Below are 23,206 nucleotides of genomic sequence, written 5' to 3'. Positions count from 1 at the left end.
TCGACATAACCAACTTGATCTAGAACTCAGGTTAATTAAGACTAAGAACTAATCAAACAAAGACTCTGTGTTCTAGACAAGGCATCTGTTGGCGGACTTGTTGGAGGCGGTTTGGGTCAATTTCTGCGATCGCAACTCCTGGTGTGTCTCCAGCATCTGCCAAGATTACCCCCCAAGGGTCTACTATCATCGCATGACCATGGGTGTAGCGCATGGCATAGTGACGACCAGTTTGAGCTGGCGCAATCACATAGCAGGTGTTTTCGATGGCTCTAGCTTGGAGCAGAACTTGCCAATGGTCTTTGCCAGTGTAGGCGGTGAAGGCAGCAGGCACAAACAATACATCCGCTCCATTCTGGGATAAGTGTCGGTAGAGTTCCGAGAATCGAACATCATAACAGACAGAGAGTCCCAAATTGCCGAATTCTGGGGACGGGTAGACCTTGGGTAGTTCAGTTCCAGCCTTAACTGTCTCTGATTCTCGATAGGTATTCCCATCAGGAAGGTTAACATCAAATAGATGAGCTTTATGGTAACGAGCTAGTTCATTGCCACTCGAACCGATGAGTAGGGCTGTATTGTAGACTTTACTAGTACCCACTGGTACCGGAAAGCCACCACCAAGGATAGTGACTTGGAACCGTTGCGCCATAGTTTTGAGGAATTGTTCACTTTGCTCTGCGATCGCATCAGCGTGGGTAATTTTGTCTTGCTCTGTACCAAGAAAAGAAAAGTTTTCCGGTAAGCTGATCAGTTGAGCACCACGACGCACGGCTAGGTCGATCAGTTCTTCTGCCTGGACTAGGTTTTGTTCTAGGTCAGGGGAGCTAGTCATTTGAATGGCAGCTGCAAGATAGCACTTCATTATGATTCAAAGGTAGAGTTTTCAAGATAGAAACATATTAAGACAGATATTATACCGAGTTGCATTCAGTTGCATTCAAAGATAGTAGATTGCTTGGATAGGGAGATTGGGAGATTGGGAGATTGGGAGATTGGGAGATTGGGAGAACAGAAAGTTTTAGGTTGGACCGCAACTTGGTATTAAATTCATTTACTATATTTTCCCCAGAATGACCCAAACCAAATTAAAAAAATTTAATCACTGTCAGACTTCCCGTCGCAGCACAAGCACTGGACAGTGGGCAAATCGAACGACTCGCTCAGCTACTGACCCCAAAACAAATCGTTTCAGACCGGTGTAGCCATGAGATGGGATCACAATCAGATCAATGGCTTGTTCCCTGGCGTAGTCGATGATGTTTGAGGCAGGATTGCCAATGCTGATGTTGACATGGATTCCTTCGTATTGAGGTTCCTTGAATCTGTCAGAAAGTACCTTTTCCACATGGGATTTACGAGTCTGGCTATCTACTGTACGCCACATCACTCCCGGTTCAGCAGGGTTGAGAGGGGGGAGAACATGGATAACGTATATATGAGATGCATCCTTGACAAAGTCTATTGTTTTTTCTAAAGCCTCAAAGGAGGTTTCAGAAAAATCAATGGGTACAAGTACACGGTCGGTGGCAAATAAGCTCATAGATTATTGACTCCTATGGCTTCTTTAAAAATATTATAAATACTAATCTTCTAAGAAGATTGAGTTACGGGAACTATTTTCCCAGAATTCAAGCGATCCATATAGTCTTTAAGTTCAGTGGCTACTTTGCTACAGAGGAAATAGGCACCGAAAAGATTAGGTAAACCCATAGCATGAAGCATACTATCACTGAAATTAATGACTGCTTCTGGGTTAGCCACAGCTCCAATAAAGATGGTGATCAAAAATAATATTTTGTAGACAATCAAAGTTCTCGAACCAAACAAATAATCCCAACAGATTTCACCATAGTAACTCCATGAAATCATGGTAGAGAAAGCAAAAAAGAACACAGATATGGCAAGGAGGATGGGAAACCAACTAATGACACTACCAAAAGCAGCGGCGGTCATTTCGGCACCACCGAACTCAGCAAACTCAGAATTTTTGTATACTCCAGTGATGACTATTACTAAAGAAGTCATATTGCAGATGACCACAGTAACAATAAAAGGTTCGAGTAGGGCTATAATGCCTTCCCGCACTGGTTCCTCAGTCCTGGCAGCGGCGTGAGCAATGGCAGATGTACCAATACCTGCCTCATTAGTAAAGGTTGAACGCCTTAATCCCTGTACTAACACCCCAATCAAACCTCCCTCAACGGCTTGGGGAGACAAGGCTTCTGTCACAATAGTTTCGATTGCAGATGGGATGCTGGAAAAATTGACAATCAGAATCCAGAGGGATGTCAAAATGTAGATCCCACACATGACGGGTACGATGGTACCAGCCACTAAGCCAATACGTTGAATGCCACCAATAATCACCAATGTCACTAGGCCAACCATAATTAAGCCATAAACCCAGCCTCGATTAATCAGCCAGGGGACTACGCTGGCCATTACTTCAAAGGATTGGTTAGCTTGAAACATGCTTGAACCACCAAATGACCCAGCAATGGCAAAGATGCAGAATACGAGGCTCACAATTTTGCCGAGTTTTTGATATCCCATTTCCGCTAAACCAGCCGAGAGGTAATACATTGGACCACCAGCTATGGTTCCGTCTGGTCTGACCACTCGATATTTTTGAGCCAGGGTACATTCTACAAATTTACTGCTCATGGCCAATAACCCGGCAAGGGTCATCCATAACGCAGCTCCTGGTCCTCCGATACTGATGGCAAAAGCAACACCGCCAATGCTACCGAGTCCAACACCAGCGGATAGGGCAGTTGATAGAGCTTGAAAGGAAGAGATTTCACCGTTTTGGTTGGGTTGCTCGTATTTGCCTAAGGCTATATCAATGGCGTGTCGAAATCCCCAGATGTTGATGAAGTTCATCCGGAAGGTGAAGAATAGGCTACCACAGACTAGCCACAAGACAATCAGTGGCATACCACTGATGCTAAAGAAGAGTACATTAGATATGCCATTTAAGATTTGGTTAACAATACCGGTGAGGTGAGTTAGAACCGAGTTGTTTGCTGCTACAGCTAAAGTGGGTAAATTGAAAAAAATAGGATTTAGTGTCAACGTCTTTTAGCAATACTTCTTTACAAATTTACCAGGACTTACCAAAAACTGGACACCAAATCTAATCAGTAGTAAGGTTACCCTAGTGCTAGATTTGCTGTCAAGATTCACGGTTATGGTCTTGACAAAGACTAACTAATCAAAGATAATAATAGATTACGTGTCGATTCCTGCTCGGATCAGGTGAAGGCATAACAAAAGCTGGCACAAGCAAGAAATCCTATCCATCGGAACAAACACTAACCAGCTACCTGTACGGCAACTCTAGAAAAACAAATCCATGACCTACGCAATTATCGAAACTGGTGGCAAGCAACTGCGAGTCGAACCGGGTCGCTTTTACGACATCGAATTACTGCACGTTGAACCAGAGCAAAATGTCACCATCGACAAAGTCCTGTTCGTTAATCATGATGGTGAAATCAGCATCGGTCAGCCCTTAGTTGAAGGAGCAACCGTACAAGGAACGGTGATGCGACACTTTCGCGATCGCAAAATCATCGTCTACAAAATGCAGCCCAAGAAGAAAACCCGTAAGAAGCGGGGACACAGACAGGAAAAAACCCGTCTGATGATTGATGCTATTAGTATGAATGGTTCTGTGCTCGCCTCGGTGTCCAAAGCAGAGGAAACACCAGTCTCAGCAGAAACTGCCCCTGAAGCAGCAGCAACTGAAGCACCGGCAACTCAGGAAACGGCTGAAACTGCTCCGGAATAGTTAATCCGGAATAGTTTAGATGATGGGTAAGGATGCTTGGATCAGCTCCCCAGTGGAAACCCCCTATGCCATAGCGGTAGGGATGGAAACTAATATGGAAACTAATTAGGGCGTGTTTTCAAAGTTTTCCGCAAGATTTAGATCCCCCCCAGCCCCCCTTAAAAAAGGGGGGAGCCATAGTCAAAGTCCCCCTTTTTTAAGGGGGACCAACGGGGGATCTCCGAGGCAAGAAGACACACCCTAGGAGCGTGATTCCCATCCTCTGCAGTTTGATAGGTATGTTATTTTTATCTTTCAGACCTGTGGATAGGGCAAAATTCCCTCAAAATTCCCGTACAAACACTGAAATATAAAGGAACATTATGGCTCATAAGAAAGGAACAGGAAGTACTCGTAACGGTCGTGACTCTAATTCCAAACGCCTAGGGGTCAAGCGCTACGGTGGTCAGTTTGTCAAGGCTGGCAACATTTTGGTACGTCAGCGAGGTACTAAGTTTCACCCTGGTACCAATGTTGGTCGCGGTGGTGATGACACCCTATTTGCAATAGCTGATGGCATAGTCACTTTTGAAAGAAGGGGTAAAAGCCAAAAAAAAGTCAGCGTTTACCCGGTTGAAACCGAAGCATCAGCTTAGATACAACGGTTTATAGTTGAGACTGAAATCCCTCCATCAGCAGTTGGCTGCTGTTGATGGTAACTGATGAGGCACCCCCTCGGGGGTGCTTTTCTGTCTGGCAAAGAGAAAAGGTAATGGGTAATCGTTAACTACCAATTACCCATTACCCGATAAGGGATATGATATAGCACTACGCATTAAAGTTAGGACATTGATAGAAGCTGAAACGCTTTTGTAGTAAACTTTTGCCTCTTGCCTCTTGCCCTTGCGCGTAGCGCTATAACTAGTCAAGTATGCCCCAACTTCTTTAGTACAGGTGCGGTCGAAACCACGTGCCGTTCTAAACCCAGTTGCTTTGGACTAACCCCTAGGGCTAGGGCAACTAACTGGGGTAAATGCAGTACTGGTAACCTTAACTGACGCCCAATCACCTTTTCTACCTCCGGTTGACGGGAGTCCAGATTAAGATGACACAACGGACAAGGGGTCACCATGCAGTCCGCACCAGCATCCAAGGCTTCTTGAATATGGCTCCCTGCCATCTTGAAGGATTGTTCTGTGGCATAACTAGAAATTGGCCAACCACAACATTGAGTACGACCTCGGTAATATACAGGTGTTGCTCCTACGGTGCGAAATACAGTTTCCATGGATTCTGGATGCACTGGGTCATCGTAGGGGATGGATGTCTGAGCTCGCAGCAAATAACAACCATAGAATGCAGCACATTTGAGTCCAGTGAGCTTGCGACTGACCTGTGCTGCTAGGGCTTCCATGCCGTAATCTGCCACCAATGCCCACAGTAAATGCTTGACTTCCGTAGTGCCTTTGTAAGGAGAACAGCCTTCTTTTTTCAGCAAGCCATTCACTTTTTGCACATAAGTGGTATCGGTCTGTTGGAATTCCTTTAAACGTTCATCTACATGACCAATTACTCCCTGACAGGTGCTGCAATGGGTTAACAGGGGTAGATTCAGCTCCTCAGCTAGGGCGATGTTGCGAGCGTTAACAGTGTCTTCTAGGAGTTGGGAATCTTCTTTGAAGGTTCCAGAACCACAACAAGCAGCTTTTTTCAACTCAATCAGTTCAATCCCTAGCGCTTGGGTTAAAGCTGACGTAGATTGGTATAGTTCTCCACAGGCTCCTTGAGCAACACAGCCGGGGAAATAGGCATATTTGAGCGTAGCAGATGGCATAGTAATTTATACTTAATCGCCTTAAAACGGTTAGAGATCAGCTCAAGGGTAACAGCTCATGGCCTAAGCGCTACTAGCTTGTTCAAAATTCGTAACCGTAGCGCTTTATTTCTTCGTCAAAAATGTACTGCACAATTTTTTGCGATCGCTCATTATAGTAATCTCGATAGTCTGTCTTTCTTTCTTCGGTTTTGTTGATCACTGGTATTTCGACTTTGAAGGGCACTCCAGCTTTATCCAGGACTCTGTCAAAATCATCCTGAAGGGTTTCAAAACGCATCACAGTATCCATACCTTTGGTATAGCTTCCATAGAGTGTATACGGTTCAGCTGGAAGACCTACAAACTGTTTAAGTCGGTTTCGATTAGTATTCCGAACCAGGGATTGAACGGTTCGTTTCAGTCCATTGCCGTAAATAGAGCCATAGTGTTTCTCAATCCAATCATTAAATGAATGGGTTTTGCAAAATTCCATGTCTTCTATATAACCCGGTAGACGGTGAACCCATGACGTGGAGTCAGCGATAAAGTGTTGGTATTTTGAGGCTCTTTTTACATAGTCGGAAGCTAGACTGTCAAAGGGGTTGCGAATACAACTAAATTTTAGATAAGATGCTGCTTCTTCCTCTGTCAAAAGATTCCGTCTGAACATCTCTCGTAGAGAATGATGTCTTCTGTGCATCAAAAATTTTCCGTTGGCGTCTAGGATGTCTTGGGGGGGGACTAGTTCGCCTTCTAGCTTTTTTTCCAGGACATCTTCTACTGCTGTGCAACCAGTTCGCGGTGCCATCAGGTAGAGTAAGCCGTATTTACGGCAAATCATTGCCATGAGCAAGCTCCTGTTATTCTAGGGTTATTATAAACAAGACTTACGCCGCAAACCCAGTTTTTTAACCTAACTACACCGATTTCAGCCTTTGATTTATCACCAAAAACTGGGTTTTAAAGGTCGTAGTGCGTAAGTGCTAATCGATACGAAGTTGGTTGGTAAAGCTGTTTATGGCTTTACTAGTTTATTCTTTTACTAGTTTCCACAGAAACGTTTTAATTTCGTAAGTTGGTTCAAGTTTATGGTTCCATTTGCCAATAATTTCTGATTTATAGTTGTATTGTTTCTCGATTTTTTGTCGCAACTCCCTAGATGGATTATATAAAAATACATCACTGAATTCATCGGTATTTTTGGGGATAATTAACTGTTTGCTTTTTTCGCCATTAGGCATCTTTACGGATTTCTGGCTTAACCAGGAAAACTTGACTTTGGGGTCAAGAAGATAAGATAGCGATATCACTTCCATACTTTTTGTCAGCAAGAGGGGTTGCTCAGCCTGGTTAATAATTGCTGCTACCTGGGTATGGTTAGCACTAGTATACTTGTTCCACCAAAATTCCGCTTGAGAACTGATCACACAGGATAGAATTCCACCAGACAGTAGCAAAATCATTCCGAGTCGCCATAGCTTCTGTTGCCATACTCCCTGAAAAATGCTAGTTACTTTGTTAGTTATTTTGTTAGTAAATAGGTAAGCAACTGCTAGCTGAATACCAAGATAACAGGGAATTAGATAGCGAGTTACACTAGAACGCTTGCCTCCGGAAATTAGATCCGGTAGCACTAGGGCTAAGGCGGTAACTCCAATTAATGTCAAGATGAATAGACTAACTCGTTTGGGACTATGACGACAGAGAAAGTAAATGGCATAGCCGACTAGGATTAAGATTATTACAGAGACCAGTACGCTGGGGAAATTTAAGCCTTGGTTGAGATCAAAGAAACTCCGATTAATATTAATCAGCCAGGTTTGGGCTAATGATGATAAAGGAACTTCTTTGAGTGCCCATTTGGTTTTGCTGGATACCTTAGAAAGGTTACTGTTAGAAACCAGTAACCAAGGTACAAATACCATCAAAGCCATTAACGATGATAGCCCATAGTAAACAAGACGTTTACTGAAGCGGAACCTTTCTGTTACCAGTACATAGATGCCATGGCTGATGGCTACTAAGATAGAAAATAAAAAGGTATAAAATCCTGTCACTAACGTGAGGGCGTAAATTCCCCAGGTAGAGATAAAGTGTAGGATGTCTTTAATCTTACTGGTGGTGTTTCTTGGTTTAGTTAACCGTATTGCCCGTAACAGTGCTGCACTTGATAGCAAAATCGTTACGCTCCATAAGCCATACTGTCTTGCTGCTTGGGCATACAAAACCTGAAAGGGAGAAACGGCAACTAAGGCCATAGCTACCCATCCCACCAAGGACGACTCGAATAATTCTTGACATAACCAATAGATAGCAGGAAACATCAGCAAGCTGATCAGAGCTGAAAAACTTCTCCTCACTGCTACTGAATTCCCAAATAACTGCGCCCAAAATCGCGCCATTACGTAATATAATGGGGGATGTTGAGGTTCTTCAAACGCTAATCCCTTAATCGTACCAATCAGATTTTTTTCCGGATTTGTCTGCTGATACTTATGTAAGTCTTTAATAGCGATCGCATCCCCCTTGGAAATTTCTGGGATCATCTCTGACAATCGATAACCAGAAATCCTTAGGGAGGTAAATGTTTCATCAATCCAGTATATTTTTTGGTCAAGATTGACGAATCTAAACACTATCCCTAGCATCAACAGGATAACAATTAAAACCCCTAACCAAGTTGATGTAAATCTACGACTTTTATGCAATTTGTTTACCATAGAGGTTTACCATAGATGATATTGATTGTTATGTAGTACATTCAATTTTATTACCCCTACTCCCTACTCCCTACTCCCTACTCCCTACTCCCTACTCCCTAAAACCCTTTGCTGTTGACGGTCAACAGTCAACGGTCAACAGTCAACAGTCAAGCGGTTATCGTTATTTTTGGGTCACTCGCCAGTTGAGCTTTAGATTAATCCAGAAATTCCAGAAAGTAACTGCTGCGATCGCAATAGCATTTGCAATCAGATAGTTAATTCCCAGGAGATTAAACAACAGATTCAACAACAGCACATTCAGGCACAAACCGATCAAACAGACAAGATTGAACTTCAAAAACCGTTTCAAGCGCTTACCCCATCCCCACTGCTGACTGGCTATATCCCTAAATGTCCAGGCATCATTCCAAATAAAGTTATTCATAATGGCCGCTTCAGCAGCAATAATTTTACTGCGGGTGAGTCCCCAACCCAAAGTAGCAGGGTCATGGAGTAAGTAAAGCACAGTCATATCCACAAATACGCCACTGAATCCCACTAAGCCAAAACGAATAAACCGCTTTAAAGGGAAGGGAATGTGTTTTCTAAGTTGACCAATGGTTCCGAGAGAAAACCTTAACCGGAGTAAGTGTCTAATATAGTCTACATACTGTTTCCAGGTAACTTTGCTCTCTCCTGAGAGTCTCTCTTGAAATACATAGCCAACTTCTGCAATCCGGCCAATTTTTCCCCTAGCTAGCACTTCAATTAGAATCTTGTACCCTAGAGGATTGAGGTCTTTTTCATGAATGGCACTACGGCGTACCATAAAATAACCGCTCATCGGGTCAGAGACACGACCGATAACCTCTGGTAAAATCGATAATCCTAAAAGTTGAGCACCTCTGGATAAGAAACGCCTGACTACACTCCAATCACTAACACCTCCATCGTCTACATGACGACTGGCAATGGCTATATCGGCTCCATCCTCCATTGCTAGCAAAAGTTTTAATAATATCTCTGGTGGATGCTGTAAATCCCCATCAATTACCCCCAAAATTTTTCCAGTACCTGCTTTCCAGCCGTGAATAACTGCTGTAGATAACCCCCTTTCATGCTGACGGCGAATTACCTGTAACTGTGGATAGTCCGACATCAGAGCCTGGGCGATTTCCCAGGTACGATCGGGACTATCGTCATCTACTACAATCAGTTCGTATTGGTTTGGTATTGCTTCATCGAGCAAATTGCTCAGGATTCTAATTAGCTCCCCGATGTTTCTACTCTCGTTATAGGTGGGAATCACCAAGGATAAGGAAGAATCACCAAGGTCAGATTCTTCTGGTTTTGTGTAGTCATTACTGGTATCCAAAGACATACTCTCTAGGATGATGGGATTTTGTTTGGTTAATGGTGTTAGATGTTAGCTGTTAGGTTTTGGGTTAATGGTGTTAGTACTTAATGTCTAGCGCGCCTAATACCTAGTGCTATCAAGCCTATGGCATTAGTCATTAGTTTACTGATTAGTCATTAGTTATCAGTCATTAGTCAAAATACGTAAGCATATGCGCTACGCGCTATCAGTGCTATCAGACCAATTAAAGTAGGGTGGGCAAAGTAGTATAATCTAGAATACTCACGCATAAGCAAACTGTTTTTGCCCACCCTACAAGCTATCAGCTATCAGCTATCAGACCAATTAAAGTAGGGTGGGCAAAGTAGTATAATCTAGAATACTCACGCATAAGCAAACTGTTTTTGCCCACCCTACAAGCTATCAGCCAAAGTATGACGGCTGACCGCTGACGGCACCTCAAGCAGCGTGCGCGTAGCGCATATGCTTACCAAAATACTAATGAGTAATGAGCAACGACTCCCCAATCAGGCTTGAGCGTAATGGTTTAGTAGTTGCTCTATTTAGTTGATCTATTTATAATCCTACAGTAGAATTATACTAATTTATTCAGGGTGTCAAGTAGTCAACCTCAAACCTGTCTATCAATCCTGGTCTTGCCCTGAATTTGAGGGTTCAATCCCATCTAATCACGGGGAAACTTCCCATAACTTTATGTAACTAACGTTATGTAAAGATTTCGTGATGTGTTTAGTGCCTCAAACTCTCTAGTTAACCAAAGGCTAGGGGAATTAGGCGGGGATTATGTAAAGATTATGTAAATTTTTAAGCTAATCAAATTATTTGCTTATTATTAAGGTTTAAGCTTATGAAGCTAAGTGTTGTAATACCCTGTTTTAACGAAGTCAACACAATTGCCAATGTTATTGACGCTGTCAAAGCATCTGCGGTTAAAGAGTGCGAAATTATTGTTGTCGATGACTACTCAACCGATGGCACTAGAGAGATTTTAGAGTCATCACTGGAATCCCAAATTGACCATGTTGTCTATCATCACAAGAATCGGGGTAAAGGAGCTGCGTTACGGACTGGGTTTGGCTTGGCTACTGGAGATATCGTAATCGTTCAAGATGCTGATTTAGAGTACGATCCCCAGGAATATCCCTTGTTAATGCAGCCGATTATTGATGGCAAAGCGGATGTGGTTTATGGCTCCCGTTTCGCTGGCGGTGGTCCCCATCGGGTAGTGTATTACTGGCATATGGTGGGCAATAAATTTTTAACCATGCTCTCCAATATGTTTACCAATATTAACCTTACCGATATGGAAACCTGCTATAAGGCATTCCGGCGTGAAATTATCCAATCTATCAAAATCGAAGAATCTCGGTTTGGCTTTGAACCGGAAATTACTGCTAAGGTTGCCAAAAAGAAATGCCGCATCTATGAAGTAGGAATATCTTACTATGGTCGCACTTACGAAGAAGGGAAAAAAATTGGCTGGAGGGATGGGTTTCGGGCAATATTCTGTATCTTAAAATACAATCTTTTTCATTAGGAAGTAGTTAAAAAATAACTTATCGGTTTTTAGCGTCTCGGGTGGCCAAAAACAGTTTGGTTGTAAGGTAAGCATTCAGCCGTCAGCTATCAGCTTAAGCGCTACTTGAGATGCTACTTGAGGTGCTATCAGCTAGCAGCTAATGGGCTACGCGCATTAGCTGAATGCTTACTAATCACTTACCAAATAGTCCCTGGATTTTTGGGTTACGGTAATGGATAATAGGAAATTGTCAAGTACCCATTACCCCAGAAGAGATAGGATAAGTAGTCCACCAGATTTGATATTACTCCCTTAATTAAATTACTATAAATTAACAATAAATTAATTAACTATAGCAATCCTAAATGAATTGTGATAATTTTTGATCCCATATTCCCTACTCCCTACTCCCTACTCCCTACTCCCTACTCCCTACTCCCTACTCCCTACTCCCTACTCCCTACTCCCTACTCCCTACTCCCTATTCCCTATTCCCTTTGAATAACTATGTTGGCTTTGCTCCCTCTGATTACCTTCACTGTTTTATTTCTCTTCATCTATCGTTACAATTATTGCTGGCGTAGTTCCCTATTGTGGGCAGCTATTACTTGGGGAGTCTTATTAACCTTTATTACTGAAGTTTTAAGTTTATTTAAGTTAATTACTTGGGGTTGGATCGCGGGAATCTGGGGTTTACTGAGTCTGACGTTGATTTTTGCCTACTTTCGGACTGTTAAACCAGGACGAGTCACCCTCACCCAAGATTCACAACATGGGATTGGGCAAAATGGGATTGGGCAAAGCTCACCCTCCACAAACGGGCAAAACCCAAGGGATAGGAATGACCAAATCTCTGGTTTTTTACTGGTCTTACTTGGAGGTATAGGATTTCTGGTCGCTATCGTAGGCTTAACTGCTATCGTTGCGCCTCCCAACACCTGGGATTCCATGACTTACCACATGAGTCGTGTGCTTCATTGGATGCAGCATCACAGTGTTGCCCATTATCCTACCCATATTCCCAGACAGCTTTACCAAAACCCTTGGGCTGAATTTACGATCATGCATTTTCAACTCCTGAGTGGGGGCGATCGCTTAGCTAATCTTGTCCAATGGTTCAGTATGATTGGTAGCGTGATTGGGGTATCTCTGATTGCTCAACAACTGGGAGCGACTATACGAGGACAGATTTTTGCTGCTGTCGTCGCTGCGACTATTCCGATGGGAATCCTACAAGGGTCAAGTACCCAGAATGATTATGTGGTTTCGTTCTGGGTGATTTGTTTGGCTTACTTTATTATTTTGACTCTCAAATCCAGAGTTAGCTGGATTAATATAGTAGGGGTTGGTGCTACCATGGGCATGGCTATTGTGACGAAAGCAACAGCCTATATTTATACATTCCCCTTATTTATCTGGTTTTCACTGATCATGATTAAGCGCCTAGGTTGGCGATGGTGGAAGCCAATTTTAGCGGTAGGGATTATTGTTATTTTAATTAATCTTGGTCACTATATCCGTAACTTGGACTTGTATGGCACTCCAATTGCTACGGCTTCAGAAGAACTACGATATACTAATGAAATTTTTACAACGTCAGTCTTAGTCTCCAATATTTTGAGAAATATTGGTCTTCACCTGGGAACACCGATTGGGATTATTAATGCTATATCTAATAAGATAATTAATTTATTCCATCTCGTTTTAAGTGTAGATATTAGTGACCCCCGCACCACCTATATCGGAAAGTTTGGGATTCCTGGTGGATTATCAACTCTGGGAATTAATGCTACAGAAAACAACACCAGCAACACCCTTCATCTAGTTTTAATTGTTTTCTCTATCATCGCTTGTTTCATCCAACGACAGGGTCGAAAGCAACGCTATATACTCAGTTATATTGCTGTTATTATTAGCATATTTATACTATTTTGTTTCCTGTTGAAATGGCAATGGTGGAACAGTCGGCTTCATTTGCCAATTTTCTTACTTTTGTCTGCAGTAGTCGGAATAGTATTGTCCCAAATTAAGCTACGTCAAGTTGCCAATGTTATAGCAGTGGTTCTGATCATCACATCATTACCATGGGCATTATCTGGTAGAGAACGACCTCTTGTCGGCGCTAACGGTATTTTCAACACTAGCCGTACTGAGCAATATTTTAACAGTAGGTCTCGAATCAGATTAGGTTACCTCGGTGCTATTGATGTTTTGAAAAGTAATAAATGTACAGATATTGGCATGTATTTAGGTGACAATGACTGGGAATACCCATTATGGATACTGTTACAACAACAGACTGATTCACCAGTGATAATTGAACATATAAATGTTAAGAATGCATCAGCCAGTAAGTCTGAACTTTCCACCAACAATAGCAAATTTATTCCTTGTGCAATTTTTTCAACTAAACCTGAACCTGATCAAACTAACCAAGGCGAGCAGATAACTTACCAAAATAGAAGTTATACCCAAGGCTGGTCAAAAGACAAGGTCAAAATTTTCCTTAGTCAAAAATAATCCTGATTTTCTCCGTAATTCTAAATTAGATTTTAAGCTATCAGCCGTCAGCCGTCAGCCGTCAGCCTTGGTCACGGCTGATAGCACCTCAAGTAGCATCTCAAGTAGCGCTTAAGCTGATAACTGATAGCTGATAGCTGATAGCTTAATTCATCTAGTTGATAGTAGTATGGCTGAGCTATGCTGGAAGCAAGTGTTTAATGACCCTCTTGATTAGCTGGATGAATTGGATATTTTCAGAACCCTTAAGGGTAGAAAAAATCACAGTTGCGATCGCGGATTTACCTACGTCATTGCGAGGCACAAAACTTGTACAACTATCCGATTTACATTATGATCGACAGCAGTTACCAGGAAATATCTTAGCTGACGCTATTGAAGCCGCTAATCAAGCTGAACCTGATCTAGTCGTCTTAACTGGCGACTACGTAACCAATAGCCCGACTCCTATTTATCTACTAGCGCGGCGATTGAAGTACCTGGAAAGTCGCCATGGAATCTATGCTATACTGGGTAACCATGATTTAGCCTGGCGTCATTCAAAAGCAACAATTACTCAGGCTCTAACTAAGATTGGTGTGAAGGTGTTGTGGAATGCGATCGCTTATCCGTTTGGAGCACAATTACCTCTAGTAGGACTTGCTGATTTTTGGTCTGGTGATTTCAATCCTGGTCCAGTGCTCAATCAACTTGACCCCAAAACACCCCGGATTGTCTTATCCCACAACCCTGATACTGCGGAGATATTACAGCGTTGGCGAGTGGATTTGCAGTTGTCTGGTCATACCCATGGTGGTCAGATTGTGATTCCAGGAATCGGACCTGCGCCAGCATTTTTGAAAACTATCCGGAAGTATATTCCTAGATCTGTGCAGCCCTGGATACCCTATTTGAAAGTATGTTCAAAAGTAACTAACCATTGGGAATGGTCCGAGGGTCTACATCGGATCGGTAGAAACCAGTTATATACTAATCGTGGTTTAGGAACTTATTGGCCAGGTCGTCTATTTTGTCCACCAGAAGTTACAGTAATTACGTTGAATTAAGAATGTAGAATTAAGAATTAAGAATGTAGAATTAAGAATGTAGAATTAAGAATTAAGAATGTAGAATGGGGAATTAGGTAAGCATTCAGCTGTGAGCCTAAAGCTCACGCTGCGCGAAGAGCTTATTTTATTCAAAAGCACCTCAAGTAGCGATGCAGAGGTGCGACCCGTGGCGAATTTAATTCGCCTACGGAAAACGCACCATTACGGTCTTGGGGGTTCCCCCCATGAGCGACTGCATCAAGACAGCGTGCCCGTAGTGCATAAGTTGATAACTGTCTGTTCGCGTAGGGCATTAGCTGATAGCTGAATACTTACGGAATTGCCAATTCTCAATTCTCAATTCTCAATTCTCAATTCTCAATTCTTAATTCTTAATTCCCAATTCTTAATTCTCAATTCTCAATTCTCAATTCTTAATTCTTAATTTTTAATTCTTAATTCTATAATTACGTTAGTAGGTAGCCAGTTTTTTGTTCAATGTAGTCTATTATCTTATGATAAATTTCTGGATATTTTTGTTCGCTAATAATGATGGGCATGGAACTGTCAGGTAACCAAAAGGTTAATCTCTGATTTGGGTAGTGACAAAAACTACTGATTTTGTTGAGGTCAAGGATATAATCATGACGCTCGTAATTGAATGTAATCCAAAAACCTGAAGGTGATCGTGCTGATAACTTTTGAATGTAGTTGACCACTCGTTGATAACCGTCTGGGTCATTTTGACGGTTGACAATAATGGGGATAGTACTATCGGGTAACCAGAAGGTTATTTTTCCGTTGGGACCATGGGTGAATGTACTAAGTCGGTCCAGATCAATGACATATTCTCGATGATCGTAATTAACTTTTATCCAGTAACTCACAAAACCTCCTTATTGAAATAATGGGTTGGTAATACTAGCAATTACCAATTCGATGGCCAAAGGCCAAGCTACGCGAACGATTCGAGTTAATCACTTTAGCAAAGGGAACAGGGAACAGGGAATAGGGAACAGGGAACAAAAATGATCACAATTCATTTAGGATTGCTCTTCTTATTGAGATTACTGGTTACTTGTTGTTAATTAACACTGGTTACTGGTTACTAGTTATTTATTAAAGGATAAATAGTTAACCAGGATAAGAAAAATTTAGAATTTAGAATTTAGAATTTAGAATTGGATTCTTAATTCTTAATTCTTAATTATTCATTCTTAATTCTTAATTATTCATTCTTAATTATTCATTCTTAATTCTTAATTATTAATTCTTCATTCTCTTAAGACTGTCCCTGAATTGAGCGAAAGTTGGAAGCCCCAACCGACACGAAGTAGATTGGGGTACTTCACTTTTGCCTAGGGGCTGATCAAGCTAAGTCATATTTCAGGGCTTTATTCCTCAGAGCCGGATAATTTCTGTGGAATCATGTTTTGATCGAGGGTAATTATCCGGCATGATGTCATTAATACCCTAATCTGCGACATTTGTGACATCACATACTCAAGAGCTTACTTCCGCAACGGATTGCTGGTTTTGGCTAGTACTGCCGTTAGTACTAGACTGTTTAACCTGTCCTTTGTCAATGGTAGCTTGCACAAATCCTACAAACAATGGATGGGGATGACTGGGACGGGAGCTAAATTCTGGGTGGAACTGAGTGGCAATAAAGAAGGGGTGTTGTTTCAATTCAATCATTTCCACGAGGCGACCATCGGGAGAAGTACCACTAATGACATAACCTGTTTCTAAAAATAGGTTGCGATAAGCATTATTAAATTCATACCGGTGGCGGTGGCGCTCATAAATGACTTCTTCTTGGTAGAGGGAAGATGCTAGAGTATTAGGTGCTATACGGCATGGGTATAGCCCTAAACGCATGGTACCGCCTAAATCCACTACATCTTGTTGCTCTGGCAATAGATGAATGACGGGATTCTTGATATCAGTGAAAAACTCGGCACTATGGGCATCTTCTAAGAGGGCTATGTGCTTTGCCCATTCAACTACAGAACACTGCATCCCTAAACATAAGCCCAGCAAGGGAATCTGATTTTCCCTAGCATACCGAATTGCCTCAATTTTGCCATCTACTCCCCGAATCCCAAAGCCTCCAGGAATAAGGATACCGTTAAAACCGTTTAGGAAGGGTTCAGGACCGTAAGCTTCTACATCCTCAGCACTAACCCAGTGTATTTTGATTTTGGTATCTTTTGCGATCGCAGCATGCTCCAAAGCTTCCACAACGGATAGATAGGCATCGGTTAGTTTGATATACTTACCAACAATGGCAATTTCAAGGTGGTGAGTGGGATGATGCAGACGCTCAACTAACCTCTGCCACTGGGTTAAATCTGGTTCCCGTTGCTCCATCTGGAATAACTCTAGGGTTTGCTGGGCCAGTCCTTCTTTTTCTAGCATTAGGGGGACTTCGTAGATACTGCTGGCGTCCTGTGCAGAAATAACTGACTCTACTGGTACATCACAGAATGCTGATATTTTATCTTTTAATCCGGGTGGCAAAGCGCGATCGCATCGGCAAATTAAAATATCTGGTTGAATCCCGATAGCACGCAATTCCTTTACGGAGTGCTGGGTTGGCTTGGTTTTTATTTCTCCAGCCGCAGGAATCCAAGGTAATAGGGTCAGGTGCATATAAAGGACTTGATTGCGCCCGACATCTTTACGGAATTGACGAATTGCTTCCAAAAACGGTAGGGATTCAATATCCCCTAATGTGCCACCAATTTCTGTAATCAATACATCAGGATTGGAATTTTGGGCAACTCGATGAATGCGCTGTTTTATTTCATTAGTAATGTGGGGAATCACCTGCACTGTCCCCCCCTGGTAGTCACCGCGACGTTCTTTATTGATTACGGCTTGATAAATCGAGCCAGTCGTGACACTGTTCAGGCGAGAGACGGAGGTATCTGTGAAGCGTTCATAGTGACCTAAATCTAAATCTGTCTCAGCACCGTCTGATGTTACGAACACTTCTCCATGTTGGTAGGGACTCATGGTGCCCGGATCTACGTTAATATAGGGGTCTAGTTTAAGAATGGAAACGGAATAGTTCCGGGATTTGAGTAAACGTCCCAAGCTAGCAGCAACAATCCCCTTGCCAATACTGGATACAACGCCTCCAGTAATAAAGACAAACTTAGTCATAATAGTATTAATATAGTAGCGCGATAGAGATTTATCTGGTTCATTGTGCCATACTACACCAGAGTTGTTTGCTGCTGCTAAGCTATCAGTAATCAGCTATTAGCAATCAGCAATCAGCAATCAGTAATCAGCTATTAGCAATCAGCAATCATTAATCAGTAATCAGCAATCAGGAATCAGCAATCAGCAATTAGCAATCAGTAATCAGTAATCAGTAATCAGCTTATGGGTTAACTCACAGCGTCGAAGCCTGTGCCACGCGCTACCCGAACAGCTTATGGCTTAACTCACAGCGTCGAAGCCTGTGCCACGCTGACCGCTGACCGCTGACCGCTGACCGCTGACCGCTGACCGCTGACTGCTGACCACTGACCGCTGACTGCTGACCACTGACGGCTGACGGCTGATCGATGCACAACCCCTAGGATTCCTCATCCATTGGATTACCGAGGTCTAGATTACCGACATCAAAAACAATTATAAATTCGGCATCAGGCATTAATCGTTTCAGGGCCCATAAATGTCCCTCTGCATCCGACCGGTTTCGGAAGCGAGCAACGACTATCCGCTGCATTTCGGGTAACAGCCTAATGACCACCCACGGGTGAAGGCGTTCAGAATAACTCATAATCAAACTATCTCCTTGTGTAAGGGAGCCAGAGCTAGCCCGTGGATATTGCACTCTCGTTGGGCTAGCTCTTGACTCCGGGCGTCTCAGCGCCCACTTTTATATTATAGCATAAAAAAAATTATATTATAACATATTTGGAAAAGTTTTGTAAAAAACTGGTAGGGAATAGGGAATAGGGAGTAGGGAGTAGGGAGTAGGGAGTAGGGAACAGGGAACAGGGAACAGGGAATAGGGAATAGGGAAAAAATCCTGTGTACCTTGATAGCTTATAGTTATGAAAAACGCTGTATAGCATTTATAAATAGGTCATAAACAATAGACTTCGCGGCAGTTGTTGGGAACAGGGAATAGGGAACAGGGAACAGTGGACAAGAATTGACGTAAACACTATCATAAAAATACTTTTGCAAGAGGTCTAATCTGGCTAATTTCTCATAACATCAAAAACCCTTCGGAGCTTATTGATACAGTCGCTAATGAGGGGACACCCAAGACCTCGCTGCATGGCTCTTTCCTACGATTCCCGATTCCCGATTCCCGATTCCCGATTCCCGATTCCCGATTCCCGATTCCCTGCCCCCTAAAACATTGAAAAACTACTTTACTTATTGCTATGGGTCTATTATTCTGTTTATTAGCTACTTTATCCACTTCAATCATCCTTGGATACGTTAATCCTGTCAGTGGGCAAAGTGCATTTACAGCAATTTTCGCCCCCCTAGCCCCCCAACTTTGGGGGGAAATTGAGTTAAAGTCCCCCATAATTGGGGGATTTAGGGGGCTTGCAGCTAAAGGTAGTGAAGTCGATTCATCTGAAAACAGCTGTAATACTCCTAAGGTAAACGAATCTAGATCTAGAACAATGTCTTATCCTACTCAAGAGTCAGAATTCAGTAGTCAAGAAAATTTTCAAGTCAGTCAATCGTCTCCACAACTAAAACTTTATAGTGGTCTTCGGAGCCGAGCTGCGATTGTGCAGTGGTATCTTGAGGAGTTGGGAGTGCCCTATGAGTATATCTTGCTGGATATGAAAGCTGGAGAGCATAAACAGCCGGAATACCTGTCGATTAATCCGATGGGTAAAGTGCCAGCAATTGTGGATGGGGACTTTAAACTTTGGGAGTCGGGAGCGATTTTGGTTTACTTAGCTAATAAGTATGGAGAAACCCCTAGTTCTCTGGAAGAACAATCAGAGATTGTGCAGTGGGTGTTGTTTGCTAATGCTACCTTAGGACCAGGATTGTTTTTGGAAGATAGACGGGAGAAAGAAGCGCCCAGTTTATTGAAGCCACTAAATGAGCTATTAACGGATAAAACATTTTTGTTAGGGGATAACTTTAGTGTGGCGGATATTGCAGTAGGGTCTTATTTGGCTTATGCCAAAATACTGGTAAATTTTGATTTTAAAGAGTATCCAGCTGTTGCTGATTATCTGATGCGTTTGTCTGAACGTCCAGCTTTTAAAGAAACTATTGGTAATCGGTAATTGGGAATCGGGAATCGGGAGTCGGGAGTCGGGAGTCGGGAGATAGGGAACAGGGAACAGGGAATAGGGAGTAGGGAGTAGTTGTATTTGGTGCGATCGCGTAGCGTGGCCGTAGGCCAAACGCGAACGCTCCAATTCAAAGTTTCTTCTTTTCTTTATTTTGAAGTTTTAATTTTTAATTTTTAATTACCCAAAGGGGTGAAAGAATACTGTACCTCATAAGTGCGAGGAACGCTATATCGATAGACAAAAGTAGTAATTGGTGGTAGTTATGCCACAAGATTAATCTTGATCTAGAATATCAGAGGTAAAAGGACAATCCTGGGGGAAGCAAGTAGATGGATAATCCTTGCTAACCACAAAGAGTGGATATCTGTAGCAATCGGAAAAGACCGATTCAAGATAAGGCTTGAGACTGGGAGATTCAGACAACAAAAGATTAATCTGTTCTCTCTGCTCATTGATCGTTTTTTCCCAACCTCGATAATCAGGCTCTGAATTCACGTACTGCCTTTTAAGCAAGTGTTCCATTAAAACCTTAAGTCGGCTCTGAATCTCTCGTTTATCTGTTCGCCCCAAGGTGGCTATTTCCTCAATTAAATTCTCTATGTCCAACTCATCAAAGTTTCTTGTTTTAAGTTGCTGACAAGTTAGATCAGTCCACAGAACAAAATCCTGATTATACAAGTCACTATTACTCATTATTTGTTCATTATTTTATAGTTTTTGTAAGAATCACGGAGGTTTTTAAGTATCCGTACATTAAACTAAATTACTATATAGCAATTCTCATAGCTATGAGTAAAGTCACAGCGCTTGTGGCCTGTGCCACAAAGCTGACAGCTGACAGCTGAATACTTACTATTATAGCGTTTCTCATAGCTATGAGGTACAGATAATTTGGGATTGCTATAACCCATTAGTGCGTCAGTGCAATAGTTTTTTTTAACCACTGAACTGATCTGATGTCTGGATGATAACCCTTAATAACAATCTTCCCATCTGCCACGCCACCGCCCCATATCTACCACACTTTCCACGCTTTAAGTGTTTTACACCCTTACCACACTCTAATAGATAGTGTGAATGCAATAGTTTTTCTAACCCCTTGCATCTTCTGAGAACTTGTGTTAAAATAACAGTATCGTTAAAGCAATGGTTTTACCGCCATGATGATTTCTACCGCCCAAGCTGCTGAATTACTAGGTGTTTCTGCCACTCGTGTCCGTTTCCTGCTGAGCAAGGGCAGAGTGAAGGGGGCTTATAAGGTGGGTAGAACTTGGGTGATTCCTCTGTTTGACGGTATGCCGGTGGTCACCCCTGGTACTCGCGGACCGAAGCGGAATTGGTCAAAGCGCACGGAGTACACTAAGGCTGTGATTCACGTTAATCAGAAGGTAATTCGCCAAAATCTCAAGAGCGGGGAGCGCAACCCTGTGATAACGGTCAAACGGGGTTCTAAAAATATTTATGGTCATACGGTAGAAGTTAATGGCCCCTGTCGGGTGATGTATCGTCCAGATGATCCTTTACATTGTGGGGCTAGGGTGTGGATTGAGACGATTTCTGATTTTAAGGTCAGCTGATTTGGCTACTTGAAGGACGACTTTCAGCATCGGATTTATGAACAAAACACCAGACTTTGATGATGAGATGCTACCTGAGTACCAGTTTGACTATCACAAGGCAAAGCCGAATCGTTTTGCTCAGCAGCAACCAACTAATGCGATCGCACAAGCGCGGAAGCGTGGCCTTTTGGCCAAGGTCAATCCCAACCAAGTTCCAAAGACAACTTAGTGCAATTCGCTCTCGACTTCAAAAATTAGGTTTGTTGTAAGTCAGTCGTTAAACCCTACCATAACAAATTACTCGCTATCAATTGTAGAAAAGTATGCTCCAATTTAAAGGAGTGTGAGAGAATTGAACAAGTTAAGCATTTCTCTATTTCCTATGACAGTAGTGGAGTTATTTCCTACTCTGAAAGGTTTAAACCGTGCAGACAAACTGAAAGTCATTCAGTTTTTGGTAGCAGAGCTAGCTAGGAAAGAGGAACCTACCTTAGAACCAGGAGCTACCTATCCAGTTTGGTCGCCCCTTAACTCTCATCAAGCCGCTAATCAACTCGCTCAACTGTTGGAATCGGAGCAACCTAACTCCAATGGGTAATGCTCGACGATTCAACTTTACCGAGGAACAAATTAATGCTGCTCTGGCCTACATTAAGACCAATCGTGCTGAACTCAGAGCTGAGTATCAAATTGTATTGAAAGAAGCTACCGCCAATGGCTGATAGCTGAATAACTAAGCTGAAAACCAATCGAAATTTCGGCTAATCAACAATTCTGTCTTCTTGGCATGGTGAGTGTTTTTCATCGCAATAGGTTGTATAGCAAATTCATAGCGACTTGCTAGATCCCTTGTTTCTTCTGTATTGTCATAGCTCATCAGAAAATCGCCTTCTAATTTGCTAGCAAGTTTAAATAGAGCTTCATGATCAACTGCTGAATATCGATAGAGCCTGCGCCCAGCTTTTAAATAAGGTGGATCAATAAAATAAATAGCATCGTTGCGGTGATAATTTTGCTCACAAACCTCAAACCCATCCCCAGCAATAAATTTAATTTTTGTCTTGATTTCAGCAATAGAAAGTATGCGCTTTTTCAGGGTTTGAGGATACCAGCGTGACGTGATTCCTTTGCCATTTTCCCCATTTTTCATAAAACTAGCACCATCAGCCAGAATTCCACCACGATTAACGCGATTTTTAACTACTGTTGCGAAAGCGAGAGATTCAAGAGATTCATTTGCAGAATCAATAGCTTGCTTAGCACTCTTTGCAGTTAGATGAAAATTGACAATAGTTTCGGCTAGCCATTCGGCACCACCACCTAAAATGAGCTGCCACACAGCAGCAACCCCTTCATCTTTTTCTACCATAGTCACTCTACCTACTAAATTATCGAAAGCAGCAGTAAGACTGACTATACCTCCACCAGCAAAAGGTTCAAAAAGTTCCTTATCTGTACCACCTTTATTATACAACCATTGGCGAATTTGGGGGATTAGCCAAGTTTTACCACCAGCATAGCGAAATGGGCTACGTTGCGGCACACTAGCTACATTTATGACTTTTTTATGACTGATGAGAGAGGCAGTATTAAATAGCTCAAGTTGAGTCAT

General features: G+C 42.3%; 28 protein-coding genes. 12 read left to right on the top strand and 16 right to left on the bottom strand.

Translation table 11 applies throughout. The annotated features are described in order from the left end of the window. Window positions 1-52 precede the first annotated feature (52 nt). From F6K53_RS13330 to F6K53_RS13320, 3 genes are all read right to left on the bottom strand, one after another. Window positions 53-865, bottom strand: coding sequence for a carbon-nitrogen hydrolase family protein (locus tag F6K53_RS13330; RefSeq protein WP_293021647.1), 813 nt, complete (start codon window positions 863-865; stop codon window positions 53-55). A 243-nt stretch (window positions 866-1,108) separates the two neighbouring features. Then, window positions 1,109-1,543 (bottom strand): universal stress protein, encoded by a 435-nt coding sequence (locus tag F6K53_RS13325; protein ID WP_293021649.1) that lies wholly within the window; start codon window positions 1,541-1,543, stop codon window positions 1,109-1,111. 50 nt (window positions 1,544-1,593) lie between these two features. Beyond that, a complete protein-coding gene (locus tag F6K53_RS13320; RefSeq protein ID WP_364304065.1) occupies window positions 1,594-2,997 on the bottom strand; it encodes an alanine/glycine:cation symporter family protein in 1,404 nt (467 codons plus the stop codon). A 361-nt stretch (window positions 2,998-3,358) separates the two neighbouring features. Here F6K53_RS13320 and rplU point away from each other — a divergent pair, with 361 nt between their 5' ends. Together rplU and rpmA are read left to right on the top strand one after the other, a co-directional pair. Beyond that, window positions 3,359-3,796: a 50S ribosomal protein L21 gene (gene rplU, locus F6K53_RS13315; protein ID WP_293021651.1), complete on the top strand. Its 438-nt coding sequence runs from the start codon at window positions 3,359-3,361 to the stop codon at window positions 3,794-3,796. Window positions 3,797-4,158: 362 nt separating this feature from the next. Beyond that, complete coding sequence (gene rpmA, locus F6K53_RS13310; protein WP_070395797.1) at window positions 4,159-4,431, top strand: 50S ribosomal protein L27; 273 nt, start codon at window positions 4,159-4,161, stop codon at window positions 4,429-4,431. A gap of 269 nt (window positions 4,432-4,700) precedes the next feature. Here rpmA and F6K53_RS13305 read toward each other — a convergent pair whose 3' ends face one another. The 4 genes from F6K53_RS13305 to F6K53_RS13290 all read right to left on the bottom strand — a co-directional run bounded on the left by F6K53_RS13305 (window position 4,701) and on the right by F6K53_RS13290 (window position 9,674). Further along, the gene (locus F6K53_RS13305; protein ID WP_075904680.1) at window positions 4,701-5,609 is read right to left on the bottom strand and encodes a CoB--CoM heterodisulfide reductase iron-sulfur subunit B family protein; all 909 of its coding nucleotides are present in this window, start codon (window positions 5,607-5,609) and stop codon (window positions 4,701-4,703) included. Window positions 5,610-5,691: 82 nt separating this feature from the next. Continuing rightward, a complete protein-coding gene (locus tag F6K53_RS13300) occupies window positions 5,692-6,438 on the bottom strand; it encodes a sulfotransferase family 2 domain-containing protein (protein ID WP_293021655.1) in 747 nt (248 codons plus the stop codon). A gap of 184 nt (window positions 6,439-6,622) precedes the next feature. Beyond that, entirely contained in the window at window positions 6,623-8,311 is a 1,689-nt protein-coding gene (locus F6K53_RS13295) for a glycosyltransferase family 39 protein (protein WP_293021657.1), read from the bottom strand. A gap of 163 nt (window positions 8,312-8,474) precedes the next feature. Beyond that, complete coding sequence (locus F6K53_RS13290) at window positions 8,475-9,674, bottom strand: glycosyltransferase (protein ID WP_293021659.1); 1,200 nt, start codon at window positions 9,672-9,674, stop codon at window positions 8,475-8,477. An 844-nt stretch (window positions 9,675-10,518) separates the two neighbouring features. Here F6K53_RS13290 and F6K53_RS13285 point away from each other — a divergent pair. From F6K53_RS13285 to F6K53_RS13270, 4 genes are all read left to right on the top strand, one after another. Beyond that, window positions 10,519-11,208 carry a glycosyltransferase family 2 protein gene (locus tag F6K53_RS13285; protein WP_293021660.1) on the top strand — a complete coding sequence of 230 codons (690 nt, stop codon included), beginning with the start codon at window positions 10,519-10,521 and terminating at the stop codon, window positions 11,206-11,208. A 354-nt stretch (window positions 11,209-11,562) separates the two neighbouring features. Beyond that, window positions 11,563-11,691, top strand: a complete 129-nt coding sequence (locus F6K53_RS13280) for a hypothetical protein (protein ID WP_293021661.1) — start codon at window positions 11,563-11,565, stop codon at window positions 11,689-11,691. A gap of 6 nt (window positions 11,692-11,697) precedes the next feature. Then, window positions 11,698-13,710 (top strand): hypothetical protein, encoded by a 2,013-nt coding sequence (locus F6K53_RS13275; protein WP_293081041.1) that lies wholly within the window; start codon window positions 11,698-11,700, stop codon window positions 13,708-13,710. Window positions 13,711-13,910: 200 nt separating this feature from the next. After that, window positions 13,911-14,756: a metallophosphoesterase gene (locus F6K53_RS13270; protein WP_293021665.1), complete on the top strand. Its 846-nt coding sequence runs from the start codon at window positions 13,911-13,913 to the stop codon at window positions 14,754-14,756. A gap of 131 nt (window positions 14,757-14,887) precedes the next feature. On the opposite strand, the gene F6K53_RS13265 is transcribed toward F6K53_RS13270, so the two are convergent. From F6K53_RS13265 to F6K53_RS13240, 6 genes are all read right to left on the bottom strand, one after another. Further along, window positions 14,888-15,052 carry a hypothetical protein gene (locus F6K53_RS13265; protein ID WP_293021667.1) on the bottom strand — a complete coding sequence of 55 codons (165 nt, stop codon included), beginning with the start codon at window positions 15,050-15,052 and terminating at the stop codon, window positions 14,888-14,890. 153 nt (window positions 15,053-15,205) lie between these two features. Then, on the bottom strand, window positions 15,206-15,625 hold the full coding sequence (locus F6K53_RS13260; protein WP_293021668.1) for a hypothetical protein: 420 nt from the start codon (window positions 15,623-15,625) through the stop codon (window positions 15,206-15,208). A gap of 616 nt (window positions 15,626-16,241) precedes the next feature. Further along, complete coding sequence (locus F6K53_RS13255; protein WP_293071710.1) at window positions 16,242-17,909, bottom strand: CTP synthase; 1,668 nt, start codon at window positions 17,907-17,909, stop codon at window positions 16,242-16,244. 287 nt (window positions 17,910-18,196) lie between these two features. Further along, on the bottom strand, window positions 18,197-18,325 hold the full coding sequence (locus F6K53_RS13250; protein ID WP_293021670.1) for a hypothetical protein: 129 nt from the start codon (window positions 18,323-18,325) through the stop codon (window positions 18,197-18,199). Window positions 18,326-18,330: 5 nt separating this feature from the next. Next, window positions 18,331-18,537: a hypothetical protein gene (locus tag F6K53_RS13245; RefSeq protein WP_075904719.1), complete on the bottom strand. Its 207-nt coding sequence runs from the start codon at window positions 18,535-18,537 to the stop codon at window positions 18,331-18,333. Between the two features lie 121 nt (window positions 18,538-18,658). Further along, window positions 18,659-18,835, bottom strand: a complete 177-nt coding sequence (locus F6K53_RS13240) for a hypothetical protein (protein ID WP_293021672.1) — start codon at window positions 18,833-18,835, stop codon at window positions 18,659-18,661. Window positions 18,836-19,001: 166 nt separating this feature from the next. Between F6K53_RS13240 and F6K53_RS13235 the strand changes: the two genes are divergently transcribed. Further along, window positions 19,002-19,124 (top strand): hypothetical protein, encoded by a 123-nt coding sequence (locus F6K53_RS13235; protein WP_293081037.1) that lies wholly within the window; start codon window positions 19,002-19,004, stop codon window positions 19,122-19,124. Between the two features lie 278 nt (window positions 19,125-19,402). Continuing rightward, window positions 19,403-20,026, top strand: coding sequence for a glutathione S-transferase family protein (locus F6K53_RS13230; protein ID WP_293019248.1), 624 nt, complete (start codon window positions 19,403-19,405; stop codon window positions 20,024-20,026). Here the strand turns inward: F6K53_RS13230 and F6K53_RS13225 are convergent. Next, window positions 19,969-20,166 (bottom strand): hypothetical protein, encoded by a 198-nt coding sequence (locus F6K53_RS13225; RefSeq protein ID WP_293019249.1) that lies wholly within the window; start codon window positions 20,164-20,166, stop codon window positions 19,969-19,971. The two genes, F6K53_RS13230 and F6K53_RS13225, sit on opposite strands and share 58 nt — an antisense overlap. A gap of 142 nt (window positions 20,167-20,308) precedes the next feature. Next, on the bottom strand, window positions 20,309-20,728 hold the full coding sequence (locus F6K53_RS13220; RefSeq protein WP_293019251.1) for a DUF29 domain-containing protein: 420 nt from the start codon (window positions 20,726-20,728) through the stop codon (window positions 20,309-20,311). 467 nt (window positions 20,729-21,195) lie between these two features. On the opposite strand from F6K53_RS13220, the gene F6K53_RS13215 reads away from it, so the two are divergent. The 4 genes from F6K53_RS13215 to F6K53_RS13200 all read left to right on the top strand — a co-directional run bounded on the left by F6K53_RS13215 (window position 21,196) and on the right by F6K53_RS13200 (window position 22,316). After that, on the top strand, window positions 21,196-21,612 hold the full coding sequence (locus F6K53_RS13215) for a helix-turn-helix domain-containing protein (protein WP_293019253.1): 417 nt from the start codon (window positions 21,196-21,198) through the stop codon (window positions 21,610-21,612). Window positions 21,613-21,649: 37 nt separating this feature from the next. Continuing rightward, window positions 21,650-21,823, top strand: a complete 174-nt coding sequence (locus F6K53_RS13210) for a hypothetical protein (RefSeq protein WP_293019254.1) — start codon at window positions 21,650-21,652, stop codon at window positions 21,821-21,823. A 123-nt stretch (window positions 21,824-21,946) separates the two neighbouring features. Further along, the gene (locus F6K53_RS13205) at window positions 21,947-22,192 is read left to right on the top strand and encodes a hypothetical protein (protein WP_293047344.1); all 246 of its coding nucleotides are present in this window, start codon (window positions 21,947-21,949) and stop codon (window positions 22,190-22,192) included. Next, window positions 22,185-22,316 carry a hypothetical protein gene (locus F6K53_RS13200; protein WP_293019258.1) on the top strand — a complete coding sequence of 44 codons (132 nt, stop codon included), beginning with the start codon at window positions 22,185-22,187 and terminating at the stop codon, window positions 22,314-22,316. The genes F6K53_RS13205 and F6K53_RS13200 overlap by 8 nt, the downstream gene beginning before the upstream one ends. 11 nt (window positions 22,317-22,327) lie before the next feature. Here F6K53_RS13200 and F6K53_RS13195 read toward each other — a convergent pair whose 3' ends face one another. Then, window positions 22,328-23,206: a DNA adenine methylase gene (locus F6K53_RS13195; protein WP_293071711.1), complete on the bottom strand. Its 879-nt coding sequence runs from the start codon at window positions 23,204-23,206 to the stop codon at window positions 22,328-22,330.

This window comes from Moorena sp. SIO4A1 (genome assembly GCF_010672065.1).
Taxonomy (GTDB): domain Bacteria; phylum Cyanobacteriota; class Cyanobacteriia; order Cyanobacteriales; family Coleofasciculaceae; genus Moorena.
This window is presented reverse-complemented; position numbering and strand designations above follow the sequence as displayed.

Excerpts from the sequence above, each read along its gene's own strand:
- F6K53_RS13330 (WP_293021647.1), bottom strand. The coding sequence starts at position 865 with ATGAAGTGCTATCTTGCAGCTGCCATTCAAATGACTAGCTCCCCTGAC.
- F6K53_RS13325 (WP_293021649.1), bottom strand. The coding sequence starts at position 1,543 with ATGAGCTTATTTGCCACCGACCGTGTACTTGTACCCATTGATTTTTCT.
- rplU (WP_293021651.1), top strand. The coding sequence starts at position 3,359 with ATGACCTACGCAATTATCGAAACTGGTGGCAAGCAACTGCGAGTCGAA.
- rpmA (WP_070395797.1), top strand. The coding sequence starts at position 4,159 with ATGGCTCATAAGAAAGGAACAGGAAGTACTCGTAACGGTCGTGACTCT.
- F6K53_RS13305 (WP_075904680.1), bottom strand. The coding sequence starts at position 5,609 with ATGCCATCTGCTACGCTCAAATATGCCTATTTCCCCGGCTGTGTTGCT.
- F6K53_RS13300 (WP_293021655.1), bottom strand. The coding sequence starts at position 6,438 with ATGGCAATGATTTGCCGTAAATACGGCTTACTCTACCTGATGGCACCG.
- F6K53_RS13295 (WP_293021657.1), bottom strand. The coding sequence starts at position 8,311 with ATGGTAAACAAATTGCATAAAAGTCGTAGATTTACATCAACTTGGTTA.
- F6K53_RS13290 (WP_293021659.1), bottom strand. The coding sequence starts at position 9,674 with ATGTCTTTGGATACCAGTAATGACTACACAAAACCAGAAGAATCTGAC.
- F6K53_RS13285 (WP_293021660.1), top strand. The coding sequence starts at position 10,519 with ATGAAGCTAAGTGTTGTAATACCCTGTTTTAACGAAGTCAACACAATT.
- F6K53_RS13275 (WP_293081041.1), top strand. The coding sequence starts at position 11,698 with ATGTTGGCTTTGCTCCCTCTGATTACCTTCACTGTTTTATTTCTCTTC.
- F6K53_RS13270 (WP_293021665.1), top strand. The coding sequence starts at position 13,911 with ATGACCCTCTTGATTAGCTGGATGAATTGGATATTTTCAGAACCCTTA.
- F6K53_RS13265 (WP_293021667.1), bottom strand. The coding sequence starts at position 15,052 with ATGCCCTACGCGAACAGACAGTTATCAACTTATGCACTACGGGCACGC.
- F6K53_RS13255 (WP_293071710.1), bottom strand. The coding sequence starts at position 17,909 with ATGACTAAGTTTGTCTTTATTACTGGAGGCGTTGTATCCAGTATTGGC.
- F6K53_RS13245 (WP_075904719.1), bottom strand. The coding sequence starts at position 18,537 with ATGAGTTATTCTGAACGCCTTCACCCGTGGGTGGTCATTAGGCTGTTA.
- F6K53_RS13240 (WP_293021672.1), bottom strand. The coding sequence starts at position 18,835 with ATGCTATACAGCGTTTTTCATAACTATAAGCTATCAAGGTACACAGGA.
- F6K53_RS13230 (WP_293019248.1), top strand. The coding sequence starts at position 19,403 with ATGTCTTATCCTACTCAAGAGTCAGAATTCAGTAGTCAAGAAAATTTT.
- F6K53_RS13220 (WP_293019251.1), bottom strand. The coding sequence starts at position 20,728 with ATGAGTAATAGTGACTTGTATAATCAGGATTTTGTTCTGTGGACTGAT.
- F6K53_RS13215 (WP_293019253.1), top strand. The coding sequence starts at position 21,196 with ATGATGATTTCTACCGCCCAAGCTGCTGAATTACTAGGTGTTTCTGCC.
- F6K53_RS13210 (WP_293019254.1), top strand. The coding sequence starts at position 21,650 with ATGAACAAAACACCAGACTTTGATGATGAGATGCTACCTGAGTACCAG.
- F6K53_RS13200 (WP_293019258.1), top strand. The coding sequence starts at position 22,185 with ATGGGTAATGCTCGACGATTCAACTTTACCGAGGAACAAATTAATGCT.
- F6K53_RS13195 (WP_293071711.1), bottom strand. The coding sequence starts at position 23,206 with ATGACTCAACTTGAGCTATTTAATACTGCCTCTCTCATCAGTCATAAA.